The organism is Ilumatobacter fluminis (genome assembly GCF_004364865.1).
In the GTDB taxonomy this organism is placed as follows: domain Bacteria; phylum Actinomycetota; class Acidimicrobiia; order Acidimicrobiales; family Ilumatobacteraceae; genus Ilumatobacter; species Ilumatobacter fluminis.
In genome coordinates, this window is sequence record NZ_SOAU01000001.1 from 2,564,716 (window position 1) to 2,581,528 (window position 16,813).

The 16,813-nt window shown below is 69.2% G+C and carries 18 protein-coding genes and 1 tRNA gene; 7 read left to right on the forward strand and 12 right to left on the reverse strand.

Annotation, left to right across the window (positions count from 1 at the left end; all coding sequences use genetic code 11):
• A complete protein-coding gene (gene rlmN / locus BDK89_RS11665; protein WP_133869106.1) occupies positions 1 to 1,056 on the forward strand; it encodes a dual-specificity RNA methyltransferase RlmN in 1,056 nt (351 codons plus the stop codon).
• A 4-nt stretch (positions 1,057 to 1,060) separates the two neighbouring features.
• On the opposite strand, the gene BDK89_RS22170 is transcribed toward rlmN, so the two are convergent.
• From BDK89_RS22170 to BDK89_RS11675, 3 genes are read right to left on the reverse strand one after another with little or no spacing between them, the layout of a single operon-like run.
• Complete coding sequence (locus tag BDK89_RS22170; protein ID WP_208294052.1) at positions 1,061 to 1,414, reverse strand: DUF6285 domain-containing protein; 354 nt, start codon at positions 1,412 to 1,414, stop codon at positions 1,061 to 1,063.
• Entirely contained in the window at positions 1,414 to 2,355 is a 942-nt protein-coding gene (locus BDK89_RS11670) for a phosphotransferase family protein (RefSeq protein WP_208294053.1), read from the reverse strand. Before BDK89_RS11670 ends, BDK89_RS22170 begins: the two co-directional genes overlap by 1 nt.
• A 17-nt stretch (positions 2,356 to 2,372) precedes the next feature.
• Entirely contained in the window at positions 2,373 to 3,671 is a 1,299-nt protein-coding gene (locus tag BDK89_RS11675; RefSeq protein ID WP_133869107.1) for a murein hydrolase activator EnvC family protein, read from the reverse strand.
• 79 nt (positions 3,672 to 3,750) lie between these two features.
• Between BDK89_RS11675 and BDK89_RS11680 the strand changes: the two genes are divergently transcribed.
• Entirely contained in the window at positions 3,751 to 4,539 is a 789-nt protein-coding gene (locus BDK89_RS11680) for an ABC transporter ATP-binding protein (RefSeq protein ID WP_133869108.1), read from the forward strand.
• On the opposite strand, the gene BDK89_RS11685 is transcribed toward BDK89_RS11680, so the two are convergent.
• The 7 genes from BDK89_RS11685 to BDK89_RS11715 all read right to left on the reverse strand — a co-directional run bounded on the left by BDK89_RS11685 (position 4,531) and on the right by BDK89_RS11715 (position 9,097).
• Positions 4,531 to 5,007: an SRPBCC family protein gene (locus BDK89_RS11685; RefSeq protein WP_133869109.1), complete on the reverse strand. Its 477-nt coding sequence runs from the start codon at positions 5,005 to 5,007 to the stop codon at positions 4,531 to 4,533. The two genes, BDK89_RS11680 and BDK89_RS11685, sit on opposite strands and share 9 nt — an antisense overlap.
• Positions 5,007 to 5,564 carry a DUF3499 family protein gene (locus BDK89_RS22175; RefSeq protein ID WP_208294054.1) on the reverse strand — a complete coding sequence of 186 codons (558 nt, stop codon included), beginning with the start codon at positions 5,562 to 5,564 and terminating at the stop codon, positions 5,007 to 5,009. Before BDK89_RS22175 ends, BDK89_RS11685 begins: the two co-directional genes overlap by 1 nt.
• 105 nt (positions 5,565 to 5,669) lie before the next feature.
• Positions 5,670 to 6,113: a pyridoxamine 5'-phosphate oxidase family protein gene (locus tag BDK89_RS11695; RefSeq protein WP_133869110.1), complete on the reverse strand. Its 444-nt coding sequence runs from the start codon at positions 6,111 to 6,113 to the stop codon at positions 5,670 to 5,672.
• Positions 6,114 to 6,212: 99 nt separating this feature from the next.
• Positions 6,213 to 6,289 (reverse strand) — tRNA-Val (locus tag BDK89_RS11700).
• Between the two features lie 40 nt (positions 6,290 to 6,329).
• Positions 6,330 to 6,776, reverse strand: coding sequence for a septum formation family protein (locus tag BDK89_RS11705; RefSeq protein WP_166657538.1), 447 nt, complete (start codon positions 6,774 to 6,776; stop codon positions 6,330 to 6,332).
• A 1-nt stretch (position 6,777) separates the two neighbouring features.
• Positions 6,778 to 7,455, reverse strand: a complete 678-nt coding sequence (locus BDK89_RS11710) for a J domain-containing protein (RefSeq protein WP_166657539.1) — start codon at positions 7,453 to 7,455, stop codon at positions 6,778 to 6,780.
• Positions 7,456 to 7,663: 208 nt separating this feature from the next.
• A complete protein-coding gene (locus tag BDK89_RS11715; RefSeq protein WP_243839157.1) occupies positions 7,664 to 9,097 on the reverse strand; it encodes a gamma-aminobutyraldehyde dehydrogenase in 1,434 nt (477 codons plus the stop codon).
• A gap of 89 nt (positions 9,098 to 9,186) precedes the next feature.
• On the opposite strand from BDK89_RS11715, the gene BDK89_RS11720 reads away from it, so the two are divergent.
• Positions 9,187 to 10,161: a magnesium and cobalt transport protein CorA gene (locus BDK89_RS11720; RefSeq protein WP_166657540.1), complete on the forward strand. Its 975-nt coding sequence runs from the start codon at positions 9,187 to 9,189 to the stop codon at positions 10,159 to 10,161.
• 38 nt (positions 10,162 to 10,199) lie between these two features.
• Entirely contained in the window at positions 10,200 to 12,389 is a 2,190-nt protein-coding gene (locus BDK89_RS11725; protein ID WP_133869115.1) for a hypothetical protein, read from the forward strand.
• Positions 12,390 to 12,475: 86 nt separating this feature from the next.
• Here the strand turns inward: BDK89_RS11725 and BDK89_RS11730 are convergent, their stop codons facing one another.
• On the reverse strand, positions 12,476 to 12,919 hold the full coding sequence (locus BDK89_RS11730; protein WP_133869116.1) for an Lrp/AsnC family transcriptional regulator: 444 nt from the start codon (positions 12,917 to 12,919) through the stop codon (positions 12,476 to 12,478).
• A 62-nt stretch (positions 12,920 to 12,981) separates the two neighbouring features.
• Between BDK89_RS11730 and ald the strand changes: the two genes are divergently transcribed.
• From ald to BDK89_RS11745, 3 genes are all read left to right on the forward strand, one after another.
• Complete coding sequence (ald, locus tag BDK89_RS11735; protein ID WP_133869117.1) at positions 12,982 to 14,115, forward strand: alanine dehydrogenase; 1,134 nt, start codon at positions 12,982 to 12,984, stop codon at positions 14,113 to 14,115.
• 66 nt (positions 14,116 to 14,181) lie between these two features.
• A complete protein-coding gene (locus BDK89_RS11740) occupies positions 14,182 to 15,399 on the forward strand; it encodes a cytochrome P450 (protein ID WP_133869118.1) in 1,218 nt (405 codons plus the stop codon).
• Between the two features lie 238 nt (positions 15,400 to 15,637).
• Complete coding sequence (locus tag BDK89_RS11745; RefSeq protein ID WP_133869119.1) at positions 15,638 to 16,387, forward strand: RIO1 family regulatory kinase/ATPase domain-containing protein; 750 nt, start codon at positions 15,638 to 15,640, stop codon at positions 16,385 to 16,387.
• Between the two features lie 6 nt (positions 16,388 to 16,393).
• Here the strand turns inward: BDK89_RS11745 and arfB are convergent, their stop codons facing one another.
• Positions 16,394 to 16,810 (reverse strand): alternative ribosome rescue aminoacyl-tRNA hydrolase ArfB, encoded by a 417-nt coding sequence (arfB, locus tag BDK89_RS11750; protein WP_133869120.1) that lies wholly within the window; start codon positions 16,808 to 16,810, stop codon positions 16,394 to 16,396.
• Between the last annotated feature and the right edge of the window lie 3 nt (positions 16,811 to 16,813).

A 16,813-nucleotide genomic window follows, 5' to 3' on the forward strand; every position in this document is an offset into this window, starting at 1 on the left:
ATGACCACCACCGTCACCCGATACGACGTCACGCGCGACCAGCTCGCCGACGTGCTCGACGGTACGCCGCGCTACCGCGTCGATCAGGTGTGGCAGGGGCTGTACGAGCACTGCACCGAGCCGTCCGACTGGACGAACCTGCCGAAGGCGATGCGCGCCGAACTCGACGAGCAGCTACCGCCGGCGCTCACCTCGGTGACCGAATCGGTCAGCAACGACGGCAACACCGTCAAGTTCTTGTGGGAACTCGACGGCGGCGAGCGCGTCGAGACGGTGCTGATGCTCTACCGCGACCGTGCGACGGTGTGCGTGTCGAGCCAGGCCGGCTGCGCCATGGCGTGCGGTTTCTGCGCAACCGGTCAGGCCGGTTTCAGCCGCCACCTCACCGTCGGCGAGATCGTCGAGCAGATCGCACGGGCGACCCGGCGCGCGAAGGACGTCGACCGGCGCGTCTCGAACGTCGTGTACATGGGCATGGGCGAGCCGATGGCGAACGAGTCGCGAGTCTGGGAGTCGGTCGAGCGTCTCCACGGCGACTTCGGGCTGTCGGCACGCCACATCACCATCTCGACCGTCGGCCTCCTCCCGGGCATCCGGGCGCTCGCGGACCGGCCGCTCCCGGTCAACCTCGCGGTCTCGCTCCACGCCGCGAACGACGAACTCCGCAACGAGCTGGTGCCCATCAACCGGCGCTACCCGATCGACGACCTCGTCGACGCGTGCAACGACTACCTCGCGGTCCGCAACCGTCGCGTGAGTTTCGAGTGGGCGATGATCGACGGGGTGAACGACCGAGACCGCGACGCCGCCGAACTCGCCTCCGTGTGTCGGCGTCTCCGGCTCCCGGCCCACGTCAACCTGATCCCGCTCAACCCGACACCGGGCTACCCGACCCGGGGTTCGACCCTGAAGCGGGTGCACGAGTTCCGTGATCTGCTCGAGTCGCTCGGAGCGAACGCCACGGTGCGTCAGAACCGCGGCACCGAGATCGACGCGGCGTGCGGCCAGCTGGCCGCCGGGCAACCCGTCACGCTCGGCCGTAAGAAGACCGACTGAGCGATCAGCGCGGGTTGCGCTCGAGGTACCGGGGGTTCGCGACGGTGAGCTTGTCGACGACCGAGTCCCAGATCAGGCTGCGCACCGACTCGTCGCGGTAGTCGATCGCACCCGACCGGAGGGCGTCGGAAAGCTCGCGATCGTCGGACACGCCGAGGTGCTCGAGTCGGGCCGCGTGCGCCTCGGCCTGACCGGGGCCGAGTTCGATCTCTCGCGCCACGATGTCGAGCACGTTCGTCGCCACTCGCAGATGGAAGCGGTTGGGCGACTCGTCGGCCGCGCCGACGTCGTCGGCGAGCCAGTCGCGCACCGCCTCGGTGAGTTCGGCTGCCGTCGGGTTGTCGTGTGGAGCGGCCATCACCAGCGTCCTTCCAGCGCGAGCAGGAGATCGTGTTCGGTCTCGCACGTCCGGCGGCCGATCGCTGCCAGTTCGTGGCTGCGCACGGCGCCCGATCGATGACGCGACGCCTGCATGATGCAGATCACACCCCAGCGCAGCGACGAGGCGATCTCCCACCAGATGAGCTCGTCGAGACCGACGTCGACGCCCGACTCGTCGGCGTAGGCGGCGAGCAGGGTCTCACGGTCGCCGAGACCTGCCGCCGGCAGCGGGGACCCGAAGCGCCATGCCGGAGCGCACAGCCAGCCGAGATCGGCGATCGGGTTACCGACGAAGGCCAGCTCCCAGTCGATCACGGCCGCCAGTCCGGACTCGTCGACGATCACGTTCCCGAGCCGGAGGTCGCCGTGCACGAGCGTCGGCGGTCGGTCGGGCGGACGGTGATCGTCGAGCCACCGGAAGGCCAGCTCGAACGTGGGGTGCGGTTCGCCGAGCTCGTCGAGGCTCACCCTGGTCGTCGCGAGCGGATCGGCGGCCGGGACGCCCTCGACGTCGGCGAGATCGATCCGGTGCGTCCGCGCCGCCGCGCGACCGAGTTGCCCGACGAGGCGCCCGCGTGCTGCTTCGAAGCGATCGTCGCGGAGGATCCGCCGGGCGATCGTCTCACCGTCGACGTGCCGGGTCACGAGGTTCGAGATGCCGTCATCGCCGACCACGTGGGCGATCACGGGCGGTGCCGGCACCTCGGCAGCAGCGGCGAGCACCGAGGCCTCGAGCGCCATCTCCCGGGCAGCCTCGGGAGTCTGGCGTTGCACGACCAGGCCCTCGCCGTCGACGGCACACCGCCAGGTCGAGCGAGAGGCGCCGCCGGTGAGCCTCGTCGGTTCGTCGATCGAGGCGCCGGGGAACAGTGTCGCGAGGACGTCGCGGACGGCCTGCGAGGTCGGGCGTTCGGTCACGCCGTCAGGTTGGCAGCTCAGCAGCCCGCGTACAGAACCGAGGGATACGGATTGACCGGTACACCGTGCCCGGGTCGGATCTCGAAGTGCAGGTGCGGCACGCCGGTCGCATTGCCGGTGTCGCCGATGTAGCCGATCACCTGGCCCTGGACGACGTAACCCGGCACACCCTCGTACGCCGACAGGTGGGCGTAGTAGTAGCGGTGCCCGTTGTCGCCGAACAGCACCAGCGTGACGCCGCCGAGCGCGTTGCTGCGGAATTCGACGATGCCGCCGATGACGGCCTGGAGCGGCGTGCCGGTCGGCGCCAGCATGTCGACGCCCTGGTGACGACGACCACCGCTGCGCGGAGCGCCCCACGTGTCGCCGTACGCCGACGCTCCTTGCACCGGACAGATCATCGTGTGGTCGGTGAACCCGGAGCCGCCGGCGCGCGGGTTGGTGCCCGGGCCACCACCGCCGGTGCGTCCGCCGACCTCACCGCCGCTCGCTCCCTGATTGCCCGACACCGTGTCGTCGACGGTGCTGGCCGCCGCTCGTGCGATGTCGGTCTCCTGACGAACTCGGTTGGCCTCGGCCTGTCGACGCTCGAACTCCGACGCCTGACGGGCCTCTTCGCGCTGTTGCGCGATGAGCGCGGCGACGACCGCCTCGTCCTGGAGCCGTTGCGACTCGATCGAACGCAGGCGTTCGACCTCCTCTTCGGCGTCGCTCTGCAAGGCGAGCAGCGCGGCTTTCTGCTCGTCGAGTTCGACCTCGGCGTCGTCGAGTTCGTCGCCCTTGTCGGCCAGACGCCGGCGGGCCTCGTCGTAGTCGTCGAGCGAGATCGCGCCCGTCTGGGCCGCCACGTCGGCGAGCACGCCCCCGTGCAGCTGCTCCGTCGGTTCGCGCAGATCGGTGAGGATCGGGATGCCCGACGATCCGCTCGCGACGAATCGGTCGACAGCGACCGTCTCGAGCGCGAGCCGGAGCGCCTCTACCTCCGCCGCCAGCTCGTCGTATTCGGTCGCCAGGCGTTCGCGTTCGAGTTCGAGCGTGTCGCGTCGGGACTCGGCGGCGAAGTAGTCCTCCGCGGCCTGATTGGCACGTGCTCGGGCCTCGGCGATCTCGCGCGCCGCTCGCTCGGCGGTGTCCTCGCCCTGGATCGGCTCGGTGGTGGGGGGCTCCGAGGTCGTGGTGTCGTCGGGCTGGGCGACGGCGGGAGACGACGTCAGGAGCATCGCTCCGGCCAGGCAGGCGGCGACCATCGACCGACGACGTCGGTGGATTCGGGCGCGTCGCACGCGCCGCAACCGGGTGTGGGCCGCCCAGGACACGTCGAAATCCTAACGTCGACCCTCGCCGCGTTACGGTCAATGCGTTCGGGGACGACTCCCCGGCCACCGAACGCGACCGATGACCCTCCCCCTCGAACTCGACCACATCGTCGTCCGCCGCGACGGCCGCAACATCGTCGACGACGTCTCGTTCGTCGTCAGCCCCGACCAGAACTGGCTGGTGCTCGGCGCCAACGGATCCGGCAAGACGACGCTGCTGCGCGTCGCCTCGATGTACGAGCATCCGACGACCGGAACCGTACGCGTGCTCGGCGAGCAACTCGGCCGCACCGACGTCCGGCAGCTGCGTCGACGCGTCGGCTACGCCTCGGCGGCTCTCGCCGCCCAGTTCCGCGCGGAGCTCACGGCGGTCGAGATCGTGATGACGGCACGGTACGCAGCCCTCGAGCCCTGGTGGCACCGATACGACGACGCCGACCGGGCCCGGGCACTCGACTGTCTGGGGCAGATGGACGTCGAGCGCTTCGCCGATCGCCCGCTCGGCTCACTGTCGTCCGGTGAGCAACAGCGGGTGTTCCTCGCCCGCACATTGATGACCGACCCCGGTGTCATCCTGCTCGACGAGCCCTCGGCCCGGCTCGATCTGGGCGGCCGGGAGCGTCTCGTCCATGCGCTCGACGATCTTGCGAGCAATCCGGACGCACCACCGTTCGTCCTGGTCACGCATCACGTCGACGAGGTGCCGGCCGGGGTGTCCCACGCGCTCCTGCTTCGTGACGGCCGGGCGATCGAGTCCGGACCGATCGACGAGGCGCTCACCGCCGAGAGCCTCAGCGCCTGCTTCGACATGCCGATCAATCTCGAGCGGCGCGGCGACGGGCGGTTCACCGCCTGGTCGTCACACTGACCGGTCGCCGACAGCCGCGACCAGGCCGTCGCGCCCGCGTCGCACCTGTTCGTCGAAGACGCGAGCGAGCGGTCCGCCCGTCCACAGCGAGCCGTCGTAGGCCAGGTGCATCGTCACCTCGGTCGCAGTCGCGCCGGACGTCGAATCCGGAACGGCTGCGCCCGAGTCGGGCCGGAGCTCGACGCGGAGTACCCAGCCGGCGTGATCACGACCGTCGGTCTCGGCGCGTTCGAACACGGCGAGCTGGTCGGGCACCAGCTCCGTCCGTTCCATCCGCAGCCGCTTCGAGCGGGCGAACGGCCCGATGCGTGCCCGGATCTCGACGTTCCATGCGGGCCTGCCGCCGCCGTCGACCGGTGTCGCATCATGGACGAGCGGCATCCAGGCAGGGTAGCGAGCGAGGTCGGCGACGAACGGGAACACGTCGGCCGGCGAAGCAGCGACCCGGGCGATCTCGGTCGTCTGCATCAGTGGCGCGGGCGATCGGTGCCGCGAAAGGCGCGCGACAGCAACGGGCTCGACACCTCGAGCAGGCCGTTCAGGTCGTCGTCGTGGTCGAACGCGGGCGCCCAGGGATCAGCCGACGGGCCGGACGCCTCCTCCGTCGACCCATCAGCAGGCGTGGAGGCCGTGTCGTGATCGCCGTCGTGAACGCCGTCGGGAACGGTGTCGACGATGTCGTCGGGCAGTTCGGCGGGGCGGGAGATCTCCCCGGTGCCGTCGATCTGGAGCTGTTCGGGCCGCGAGTCGGCGGGGGCGGCACGTCGGGTCGATCGCCTCGGCGTCGTCGGTGCCGGCTCGGTGGGCCGGGGTTTGAACAGGCGCAGGGTGCTCTCGCGACGGTCGTCGAGCGTCCAGCCGCGGGGCACGACCATGGCGTCCGCGTGACGGGCACACAGCACGCTCGGTTCGTCGACCGGGCTGTCGGCCAACGGGGCGATCCAGAACAGCAGGTCTTCGGGGACCATGCCGTAGGCGACGACACCGGTCTCGGAGCATCCGGGACGTCCGCACAATCTCGCCACGAGCCCGAATCTACCGGCTCCGATGATGCCGTTCCCGGTTCTGGAGCCGATGCATCCTCGTCGATCGGCCCGCGTCGACCGTTGCGCCGGCCTGTCGGTCGGCCGTCAGTCGGCGCCGGTTTGCCGGCCGGCGGCGAAGAAGCGGCGGCCGGTGATGTCGTCTGGGTCGATGCGGACGATGTTCGGCTTCGGGCCGAGGTGCCAGGGGAACAGCGGGAGCTCCTCGGCTTCGAGGTACTCGAACATGTTCTCGATCAGCCGCGCCGTGCCCTTCACCACCACGCTCCAGGCCTCGCCGTCGGTGGCGTCGTAGCCGTCGACCTCGAACGCCACGGAGCGGCCCAGCACGGCAGCGGCGAGCTTGGTGCCGGCCGCGCTGCGGAACAGGATCGAGTTGCCGTCGACGAAGTGGTTGACCGGGAAGATGTCTGGATGATCACCGATCGCGACCGCCAGACGTCCGACGTCGGCCGATCGCATCAGCGTCCAGCACTCGGATTCGGTGAGTTCTCGGATCTGATCGCTGTGCGTTTCGATGGCCCCGTTCATACCCCATTGTTCGCGCCGGGCGAACCGGGTGTGAAGTGTCAGAGGTCCCGAAAACGTGCAATCGCCCGCCTCCGCAGCGCGCAGGCGGGCGATCTCGCATGGTGGGCGATATTGGACTCGAACCAACGACCCCCGCCGTGTGAAGGCGGTGCTCTAGCCATCTGAGCTAATCGCCCATGCGGGGACCGAAGGGTAGCACCCCCTCGCTGGATTCACTCACGCATCGAACGGGCTCCCGTAGGGCCGATCGGTCGCCCCGCCGCCGTACACGAGACCGACGCAGGTGACCCTGCCGCGACGCCCGTCCCAGGTCGCCTCGGTCGGCGCGACGGCGAGGATGCCGAAGCGCGGATCGGCCGGCACGCCCAGGCATGCGGCATCCGCAATGGCGAACAGCTCGTCGTCGGCCGGGTACGGCTGGTCGCCGTTCGGGTTCAGCTCGGCGATCGCGACGACCTCCGCGTTGTGTGGCTCGTCACAGTCGATCACGTCGACGAGTCCGACGGCGCCGTCCTCGTCGGGGTCGAGATCGAAGCAGTCGCCGACGTCGAGATCGGTGACGTCGTAGGTGTCGCTCGTCAGCTCGCCGACGGCGAGTGCCAGCACCAGCGCAGCGATGCCGAACAGGGCCACCGCCGCCACGGTCCACCACACCACGCGCACGTCAGGTATCCGCCGGCTCGTACGGTTCGACACAGGCCGTACCGAGCCCGAGCCGGTCTCGATAGGCCAGGTAGGCAGCCGGACATGTCGCGTCGGTGGGGATCACCAGTCGAACGACGAGTTCGGCCTCGGGTCCGCAGGCGATCTCGCGCACGTCGTTGTTCGCTTCGACCGCGACGCACGACCCGATGCGGAGGATGCCGTCGGGCGGCTCGTCCTCAGGCGATTCGATGAGGGCGGCGCTGGCGACGATCACGACGGCGCCGATCACGGCCGCGACGGCCATCGAACGCCACGGCATCTTCGCCGGACCGCTCGGGCTGAGGACCCGGCCCATGGTGCGGCTCCCCGGCGACGGCGGGCGGAACTCCTCGTCGCCGTCGCTCGCGAACCCCGTCGCGGTCGGCTGGTCGGCCTGCTCGGTGGCGGCCGCCGTCGGCTGGTCGAGCGAGCGGTCGTAGGTCGCCCGGCTGGCCGGGCGTCGGAGCACGTCGTACGCCCGGTTGAGGTCGGCCATCGCGGCGCTCGTGGCGCGTTGGTCGCCGGTCGCCACGTCGGGGTGATGGACCCGAGCACGACGGAGGTAGGCCTCGCGGATCTCCGCAGCCGTCGCGTCGCGTCGGACGCCGAGGGTGTCGTAGTGGGTGGGGATACGAGCAGCGTAGAGCCCGAAAACCAATCGTGGCCGGAGGACACTGCCAGTCAGCGCATCCTCCGGCCACGGGGCGTAGTGCGACGTTCCCGCGAGCTCCGGGACCACAACCGTCGCTCACATCGCAATCGCCGGGTTCTACGGTACCGCGCCCGTGTTCGAAACGGCAAGCGACTTCAGCGGGGCTTGACCAACACGGGCGCGATCACGCCGTGATCATCACACTCCGTTCGCGTCAGCTGTCGAGATTGGCCATCACGTGCTTGATGCGCGTGTAGTCGTCGAGCGCGTAGGCGGACAGATCTTTGCCGTAGCCGGACTGCTTGTAACCGCCGTGGGGCATCTCGGCCACCAGCGGGATGTGGGTGTTGATCCAGACACAGCCGAAGTCGAGCCGCTTCGACATGCGCATCGCCCGGCCGAAGTCGCGGGTCCAGACGCTCGACGCCAGGCCGTAGTCGACACCGTTCGCCCAGGCAACCGCCTGGTCCTCGTCGTCGAACTGCTGCACCGTGATCACCGGACCGAAGATCTCGCGCTGGCTCATCTCGTCGTCCTGGCGGAGCCCGGCGACCACGGTCGGCTCGAGGAAGTAGCCGGCGTCGCCGATCCGGCTGCCGCCGGCGGTGACCGAGGCGTGATCGGGTGTGCGGTCGAGGAAGCCCTGCACGTGGGCGAGCTGATTGGCATTGTTGACCGGCCCGAACAGCACGTCGTCGCCCGTCGCTCCCCCGGCGCTCGTGCGGGTGTTCTTCGCCTGCTCCGACAGCGCGTCGACGAAGTCGCGGTAGATCTTCGGACCGGCGAGGACGCGCGTCGCCGCCGTGCAGTCCTGGCCGGCGTTGAAGTAGCCGGCGATCGCGATGCCCTCGGCCGCGGCTTCGATGTCGGCGTCGTCGAACACGACGACGGGGGCTTTGCCGCCGAGTTCGAGATGGACTCGCTTGAGGCTCTTCGATGCGGCTTCGGCGACCTGCATTCCGGCACGCACCGACCCCGTCACCGAGACCATCGCCGGCGTGGCGTGTTCGACCATGGCGCGGCCGGTGTCGCGGTCGCCGCAGATCACGTTGAGGACGCCGGGCGGCAGGAACTCCTGCGCGATCTCGGCCATCCGGCCCGTCGTGGCCGGGGTCGTGTCGCTCGGCTTCAGCACGACGGTGTTCCCGGCGGCGATCGCCGGGGCGAACTTCCAGACCGCCATCATCATCGGATAGTTCCACGGCGCCACCTGGGCGCACACGCCGACCGGTTCGCGACGGACGAACGACGTCATGTTCTCCATGTACTCGCCGGCCGCCTTGCCCTCGAGGTGGCGGGCGGCACCGGCGAAGAAGCGGATCTGATCGACCATCGGGCCGATCTCCTCGTCACGGTGGACGTCGTACGGCTTGCCGGTGTTCTCGCACTCCAGCTGCATCAGCTCGTCGCCCGCGGCCTCGATCGCATCGGCGACTCGGATGAGCGCCAGGGCTCGATCCGACGGCGTGGCGTTGCTCCACCCCTCGTAGGCGGCGCTCGCCGCCGACATCGCGGCGTCGACGTCGGCCTGCCCGGACAGGGCGGCCTCCGCGTACTGCTCGCCCGTCGACGGATCGATCACGGCGCTCGTCTCGCCGCTGGCGGCGTCGACCCATTCCCCATTGATGAAGTTCCTGAACGCTTTCACGCGCGTTGGTCTATCAGATCCCGGGGCTCGTGTCGCCGGGTCGGCAACGGTGCCCGCCGGCGACCGTGCCGCTTGCCAGAATGATGGGTGTGATCGTCGATTGTGCGCTGTACGACCAGGGGCGACGCCTGGCGTACGACCCCGAGATCGACACGCTGCAACAGCTCGACGAGCACCCGGGGTCGTTCGCATGGATCGGCTTCGCGATGCCGAACGTCGACGAGCTCAGCGAGGCGTGCGACCGGCTCGGCATCAGCGACGAGATCGACGTGCACGAGATCCTCGCTCCGCACCGCCAGCCGGTGCTCAGCGTCGAGGGCAAGGTCGTCCACGTCGTGCTGCGGACGGCCCGGTACGTCGACCGCGACGAGAAGATCTCGCTCGGCGAGCTGACCCTGTTGGTGACCGAACGAGCGGTCATCTCGATCCGGTACGGCCACGCGAGTCCGCTCTCGAAGCTGCGCCACGAACTCGAGTCCGAACCCGAGCTGCTGCACGCCGGCCCGCCCGCCGTGCTCGTCGCGATCATCGAGCAGGTGATCGCCGACTACAGCCCGGCACTGAACGGTTTCGAGCAGGACGTGATCGAGGTCGAACGCGATGTGTTCTCCGACGGCGGACCCCAGCCGGTCCGACGGTTGTTCCGCCTCAAGTCCGAGGTCCGCACCTTCCAGAGTCCGCTCGAGGCGCTCCCCGAGCCGCTCGCCCGGTTGAGTCGACTGCTTCGTCGGTTCGCTCACCCCGACGTGGTCGAGGACCTCAACGAAGCGATCGACCAGCTCGACCGGACCGTGATCCGGACCCGGTCACTGTCGAACCTGCTCGACGCCGCCCTCACGGCGAGCCTCGCGCAGACGAGCATCCAGCAGAACGAGGACATGCGCAAGATCTCGGCGTGGGTCGCCATGGCAGCGGTCCCGACGCTGATCGCGGGTATCTACGGCATGAACTTCCGGGAGATGCCCGAACTCGACTCGGCGCTCGGCTACCCGATCGTCATGGCCGCGATGGGCCTCATCGTGTTCGGCCTGTACCGGTTCTTCCGGAAGAACGACTGGCTCTGATTCGCCGCCGCTGCGGCCGTCGCATAGGTTGCCCGTTCATGCGGGGGAAGATTGCAGGACTGCTGGCTGTCGCGTGCGTGTTCACGGCGTGCTCGGGTGACGACGACCAGGCGACGACGGCGACGAGCGAGTCGACGGACACGACGGACACGAGCGAGTCATCGGGCGAACCGGCGCCGTCGGTCGCACCGCCGACCACCGAGGTGAGCGAATCGACCGCCACCACCACCGACACCACCACCGTCGCCACCATCGCGCCCCCGACCACCGAGCCGAGCGGTCCGTCACCGTCGCCCGCCGACGCCGACCTCGTCGCCGCCATCCAGGCCGATCTCGACGGCGCACCCGCCGGCTGCGATCCGCTCGATCCCCGCCAGTGCGTGTTCCCCTACCCGTCGAACGCGACGACGGCCGGCGACGACACGTCGGCAACCGGACTCCGGGTGGCGTTCCCGACCGATGGCTTGCCGGCGAACAGCGAGGGCGTGCACATCGACCCGGCCGAATGGAACCGCAACGACGGCTTCTCGCCGAACTCGTCGATCCTGACCCACGTGCCGGGCCTCGACGCCGAGGCATCGTCGCTCCCGCGCTGGGACGACCTGGAGGGATCGCTCTCCGACGAGGCGACCGTGGTGATCGTCGACGATGCCGGCGAGCGGGTCGCGCTCTGGGCCGAACCCGACGTCGACGTCACCGGCCCCGACGACGAGGTGCTCGTGATCCATCCGGCTGTCTCGCTCGAGGAAGGCCGCCTCTACCACGTGGCCCTCCGCGGCCTCGTCGACGGCACAGGCGCCACGATCGACCCATCGGCGACGTTCACGTCGTATCGCGACGCGCTCACCACCGAGATCGACGAGATCGAGCGACGGCGCCCCGACATGGAGGCGATGTTCGACGACCTCGCCGCGGCCGGCATCGCCCGTGACGATCTCCAGCTCGCCTGGACGTTCACGGTCGCCTCCACCGAGAACATCACCGGACGCATGCTGCACATCCGCGACGAGACACTCGCCGAGCTCGGCGACGCGGCACCGACGTTCACGGTGACCGACGTGATCGAGCCGCCCGAACTCGATCGTGACGGGCTGGCGCGCCAGATCGTCGGCACGTACACGGTCCCGAACTGGTTGACCGGCGACGGCGGCCCGGGCAACCGGTTCGAGACCGGCGCCGACGGGCTCCCCGTCCGCAACGGCACCGTCGAGGCGCCCTTCGTGTGCAACGTGTCCGACACGACCATGAACGGCACCGAGCCCGCACACATCGTCCAGTACGGCCACGGCCTGCTCGGCAGCAACTTCGAGATCAACGCCGGCAACGTGCGGGCGATGTCGAACGAGCACGACGTGGTCCACTGCGCGACCAAGTGGGCCGGCATGAGCGAGGACGACATCGGCAACGCCGCCAGTGTGCTGACCGAGGTGTCGGCGTTCCCGACGATGGCCGACCGGCTCCAGCAGGGCGTGTTGAACCAGATCGTGCTCGGCCGGCTGATGCTCGCCGACGACGGCCTCGTCGCCGATCCGGCGTTCGCGAGGCCCGACGGATCGCCGCTCATCGACCACACGACGCTGTACTACGACGGCAACAGCCAGGGCGGGATCATGGGCCTGATGCTGGCCGGCGTCTCGCCCGACTTCGAGCGGGCGGTGTTGGGCGTGCCCGGCATGAACTACTCGATGCTGCTCCCCCGCTCGGTCGACTTCGACACGTACGAAGCGATCATGACGCCGGCCTACCCGAGCACGCTCGACCGGATGCTCACCATCTCGCTGATGCAGATGTTGTGGGACCGCGCCGAGGGCGCCGGCTACGTGCGCCACGTGGTGAGCGATCCGCTGCCCGGCACGAACGCCAAGGACGTCCTGATGCACGTCGCGTACGGCGACCACCAGGTGACCGAACTGTCGGCGCTCGTGCAGGCGCGCACGATGGGCGTCCCGATCCACCGCCCGATCGCTGCCGACGGCCGCTACCCGGGCGATCCGGCGTGGGGGCTCGACGACGCGATCGACGGAGTCTCGACGTCGGCGATCGTCATCTGGGACTCCGGCATGGCCCCCATCCCGTTCGAGGCGACGGCACCGCGCGAGGGCGACGACTCGCACGAGGATCCCCGAGCCGACCCCGACGCCAGGGCCCAGAAGGCCGCCTTCCTCTTCGACGGCGAGTACGTCGACATCTGCAACGGCGCCCCCTGCACCGCCGACCACGTCGACTGACCCACCCGCCCCCAGCCCGCCCAATGCGTGAACAAACTGCGGAATAGTTCCTCAGTTTGTTCACGCCTTCGTCGGGTCGTGGGTGGTCAGGGGCGGACGACTCGGAGGAGGAGTTTGGTCTCGGTGCTGGCGACGCCGGCTTCGGAACGGAGCCAGCGCACGAAGGTGTCGAGTCCGTCAGCGCCGTGGCAGGCGACATTGATCGAGTAGTCGGCGGTGCCGGTGACGTAGGCCGCAAAGGTGACCTCGTCGCGCTGGGCGAGTCGGGCCTCGAACTCCTCGACGTCGCCCGGGCCGAGCTTCACGTCGACCACCGCCTGCACCGTGCGACCCAGGGCATCCGGGTCGACCCGGACGGTGTAGCCCTCGATGACGCCGTCACGTTCGAGACGGCGCACGCGATCGGCGGCCGACGTCGGCGACAGATGCACGGCCTCGCCCAGCTCCCGCCAGCTGATTCGTGCGCCTCGTTCCAGCTCACGCAGAATTCGGAGGTCGATTTGGTCGAGAGCACTCGATTCGGCGGCCATCGGACCAGTTTGTCACGGAAGTTCACTCGCACACGCGGCGCTGACCTCACGACAATCTGATCATGGCAGGTGCAGCGATCACGACCGTCGGCGTCCCCAAGGAGATCAAGACCCTCGAACACCGGGTGGCCATGACTCCCGACGGTGTGCGTGAACTCGAGCGGCACGGCATCGACGTGTTCGTCGAGACCGGCGCCGGCGAAGGCGCCTCCATCACCGACGACGACTACCGCGCGGCCGGCGCCGACATCGTGCCCACCGCCGCCGAGGCGTGGTCGAAGCAGATGGTCGTCAAGGTGAAGGAGCCGCAGGAGAGCGAGTACGGCTACCTGCGCCCCGACCTGACGCTGTTCACCTACCTCCACCTCGCCGCCTACCCCGAGGTCGCCCGCGCCCTGATCGACGCCCGCACGACCGGCATTGCCTACGAGACGGTCCAGGTCGACGGTGGCGGCCTCCCGCTGCTCGCCCCGATGTCGGAAGTGGCCGGCCGGCTCGCCACCCAGATCGGCGCCCACTACCTCGAGCGTCACAACGGCGGCCGGGGTGTGCTGATGGGCGGCGCTCCCGGCGTCCGCCCGGCCAAGGTCGTCGTGCTCGGCGCCGGCAACGTCGGCTGGAACTCGGCGTGGATCGCCGCCGGCATGGAGGCCGAGGTCGTCCTCATCGACAAGAACCTCGATCGGCTGCGCTGGGTCGACCAGATCCACAAGGGTCGCATCATGACGCTGGCGTCGAACCGCGGCGCGATCGAACGCTCGGTCGCCGAGGCCGACCTCGTGATCGGCGCGGTGCTCGTGGCCGGTGGCCGGGCCCCCGTGCTGGTCGACGAGGCGATGGTCAGCTCGATGAAGCCGCGCGCCGTGATCGTCGACGTCGCCGTCGACCAGGGTGGCTGCATCGAGACGATCCACGAGACCAGCCACGACGACCCGGTGTACGAGTTCCACGGGGTCGTCCACTACGCGGTCGGCAACATGCCCGGCGCCGTGCCCCACACCTCCACCTACGCGCTCACGAACGCGACCCTGCCGTACATCCTCGACGTCGCCGTCCACGGCCCCGAAGAGGCAGCACGCCGCGATCGGGCGCTCGCCCTCGGGATCAACACGGTCGCCGGCAAGGTCACGAACGAGCCCGTCGCCGAGTTCCTGAACGACACGTTCGTCGACCCGCTGGTCGCGCTCGCCGGCTGACGCTCCGGCCGCTCCGGCCGGCCTCTCGGCTCTCCCCCACTTGCAGCCCGGGCGTACGCTCGACCCATGGGGACGCTCGCGACCGAACTCGACCTGCCCGATCTGTCGTATCTCGACGACGCCGACCGGACGTGGGAGGAAAGTCGCGACGCCGCCGACGAGGTGGCCCGACAGCACTGGCTCGCACGAGGCCTGCTCGGTTTCGCCGTCCTGCACTACGACGACGTCGTGGCCGTGCTGCGTGACAAGCGCTGGCATTCGGCGTCGGGCCAGATCCTCGAGATGGCCGGGATCGAGGACTCGGAGTGGACCGCCCGCCGTCGGCAGTCGATCCTGTCCGCGGAAGGCGACGAACACGTCCGGTTGCGTCGCCTCGTCGGACCGGCGTTCTCGCCGCGCCACGCCGACTCGCTGCGTCCGTTCATGCGTCAGGTGGTCGACGATCTGATCGACGGATTCGTCGAGCAGGGACGCGCCGACATCGCCGTCGACTTCTGCGAGCCGTACCCCATCCCGATCATCTGCGAGCTGTTCGGCGCCCCGAAGGAGGACTGGAAGCAGTTCTCGCACTGGGCGACCGACATCTTCCGGATCTTCAACAACAATCTCGAAGAAGATCTGCCGGCGATCGTCACGGCCAACATCGAACTCGACGACTACCTGGGTGAGCTGATCGACCGGCGGCGCGACACGCCCACCGACGATCTCGTCACGACGCTCATCGCCGCCGAGGACGAGGGCGACCGGTTGTCGCACGACGAGCTGATCTCGCTGTGCGTCGCCGTGCTGATGGCGGGCACCGACACGACCCGCAACCAGCTCGGCTGCTCGACCTACCTGTTCGCGAAGCACCCCGAGCAGTGGGCGCTGCTCCGCGAGCGACCCGAGCTCGCGCCGCGCGCCGTCGAGGAGACCATGCGCTTCCTCGGTGCGGTTCGCGGCACGGTGCGGATCGCGAGCGAGGACATCGAGTACCGCGACGTCGTGTTCCCCAAGGGGACGATCATGGCGACGTCGCTGAGCGCGGCGAACCTCGATGCCGACACGTTCGACGATCCATTCGTGTTCGACATCACCCGTGAACCGTCGAACAAGCCGCAGCTGACGTTCGGGTCCGGCATCCACTTCTGTCTCGGTGCCGCGCTCGCCCGCGCCGAGCAGCAGGAGGCGCTCACGATCATGGCCGATCGGCTCCCGAACCTGCGGCTCGACGGCGAGGTCGAGTGGAAGCCGAACTCGTTCGGCATCTGGGGCCCGGCCGCGTTGCCGGTCGCCTTCGGCTGACGCCCCTGACGCGGCTCAGCACCGAAACCCACCCTGCTCCACCGATCCGATCGCGGTACGGTGCGAACGTTCCTGACACGACGAGCCGGAGGAGGTCGATGCACATGACGGTCATTGCGCACTCCCTCTTCGGCCGCGCTCGTCGAGCAGCCTCGGGCTGACCGCGCACTGCGCCACGCCCCGCTCCGAGCGGCCGAACGTCCATCGTTCTGCACACCGCACCAGGAGCAACGCACCAATGCGACCCATTCCCGACTGGCTCGTCGTCGAGTCGGTCTCCGACACCGAGATCGGTGTCGTCACCACCGGCAAGGAAGCCCAGATCGACCTCGTCGAACGAACCGGCCACGACGGGCGGACGTGTCTCGTCGCCCGCAAGCGGTATCTGCCGCGAGAAGTCCACAACAAGGGCGAACTGGAAGCCCTCGGCTTCCAACGCGCTTCCACGTTCCGCCACGACGTCCGTTACCGAGAGGGCAGGCAGTTCCGCAAGAGCCGCGATCGACGCGCGGTCGAACGGATGACCACCTACGGCAAGCACCTGCTCCAGGACCGCTGGACCGGTCACGAGTACGACGTCATGTCGGCGCTGTGGCAGGCCGGCCTCACCGTGCCGTACCCGATCGAGTACGGCACCGACGTCCTCGAACTCGAGTTCGTCGGCGACCGCGACGGGGCGGCACCGCAGCTGCGCTCGGCCCGACTCGACGCCGTCGGACTCGCCGACGCGTACGCACAGCTCGTCGACGGTTTGACGCTGATCGTCTCGGCGGGCTGGGCCCACGGTGACCTGTCGGCCTACAACCTGCTGTGGTGGGACGACCGGCTGTGGTTCATCGACTTCCCGCAGGCGGTCGACATCGCCGCCAACCCGATGGGGCTCGACTTCCTCCACCGAGACGTCGTCAACGTGTGCGACTGGTTCGGTCGACGCGGTGTCGACACCGACGGCGAGGCGCTCTTCGCCCAACTCCTCGCCGTGATGTGAGTCGGCTCACCAATCGTTGCGGGTCGGCTTGCGACGTTGGCGCTTGGTCTCGCCGCGCCGCTTCTTCGCATCGAGGCGTCGCCGCTTCGATCCCTTCGTGGGCTTGGTCGCCTTGCGCTTGCGTTCGACACGGAGCGCGTCTCGCAACCGGTCGGCGAGGCGCTGCTCGGCGAGTTCTCGGTTGCGGAGCTGGCTGCGTTCGTCGTCGGCGCTCACGCGGACCTCCGGCCCGAGCTTCGACCGAACGCGGTCACGCTGACTCGCGCTGAACGCCGACGACGACTCGACGTCGAAGCGGAGGTCGACGCGCGTCGCGTTCTTGTTGGCGTGTTGACCGCCCGGTCCACCGGACGCGCTGAACGAGACCTCGAGTTCGCGGCGCGGGATTCGCACCGATCGGGTCACGACCAGGTCGTCGCTCATGGA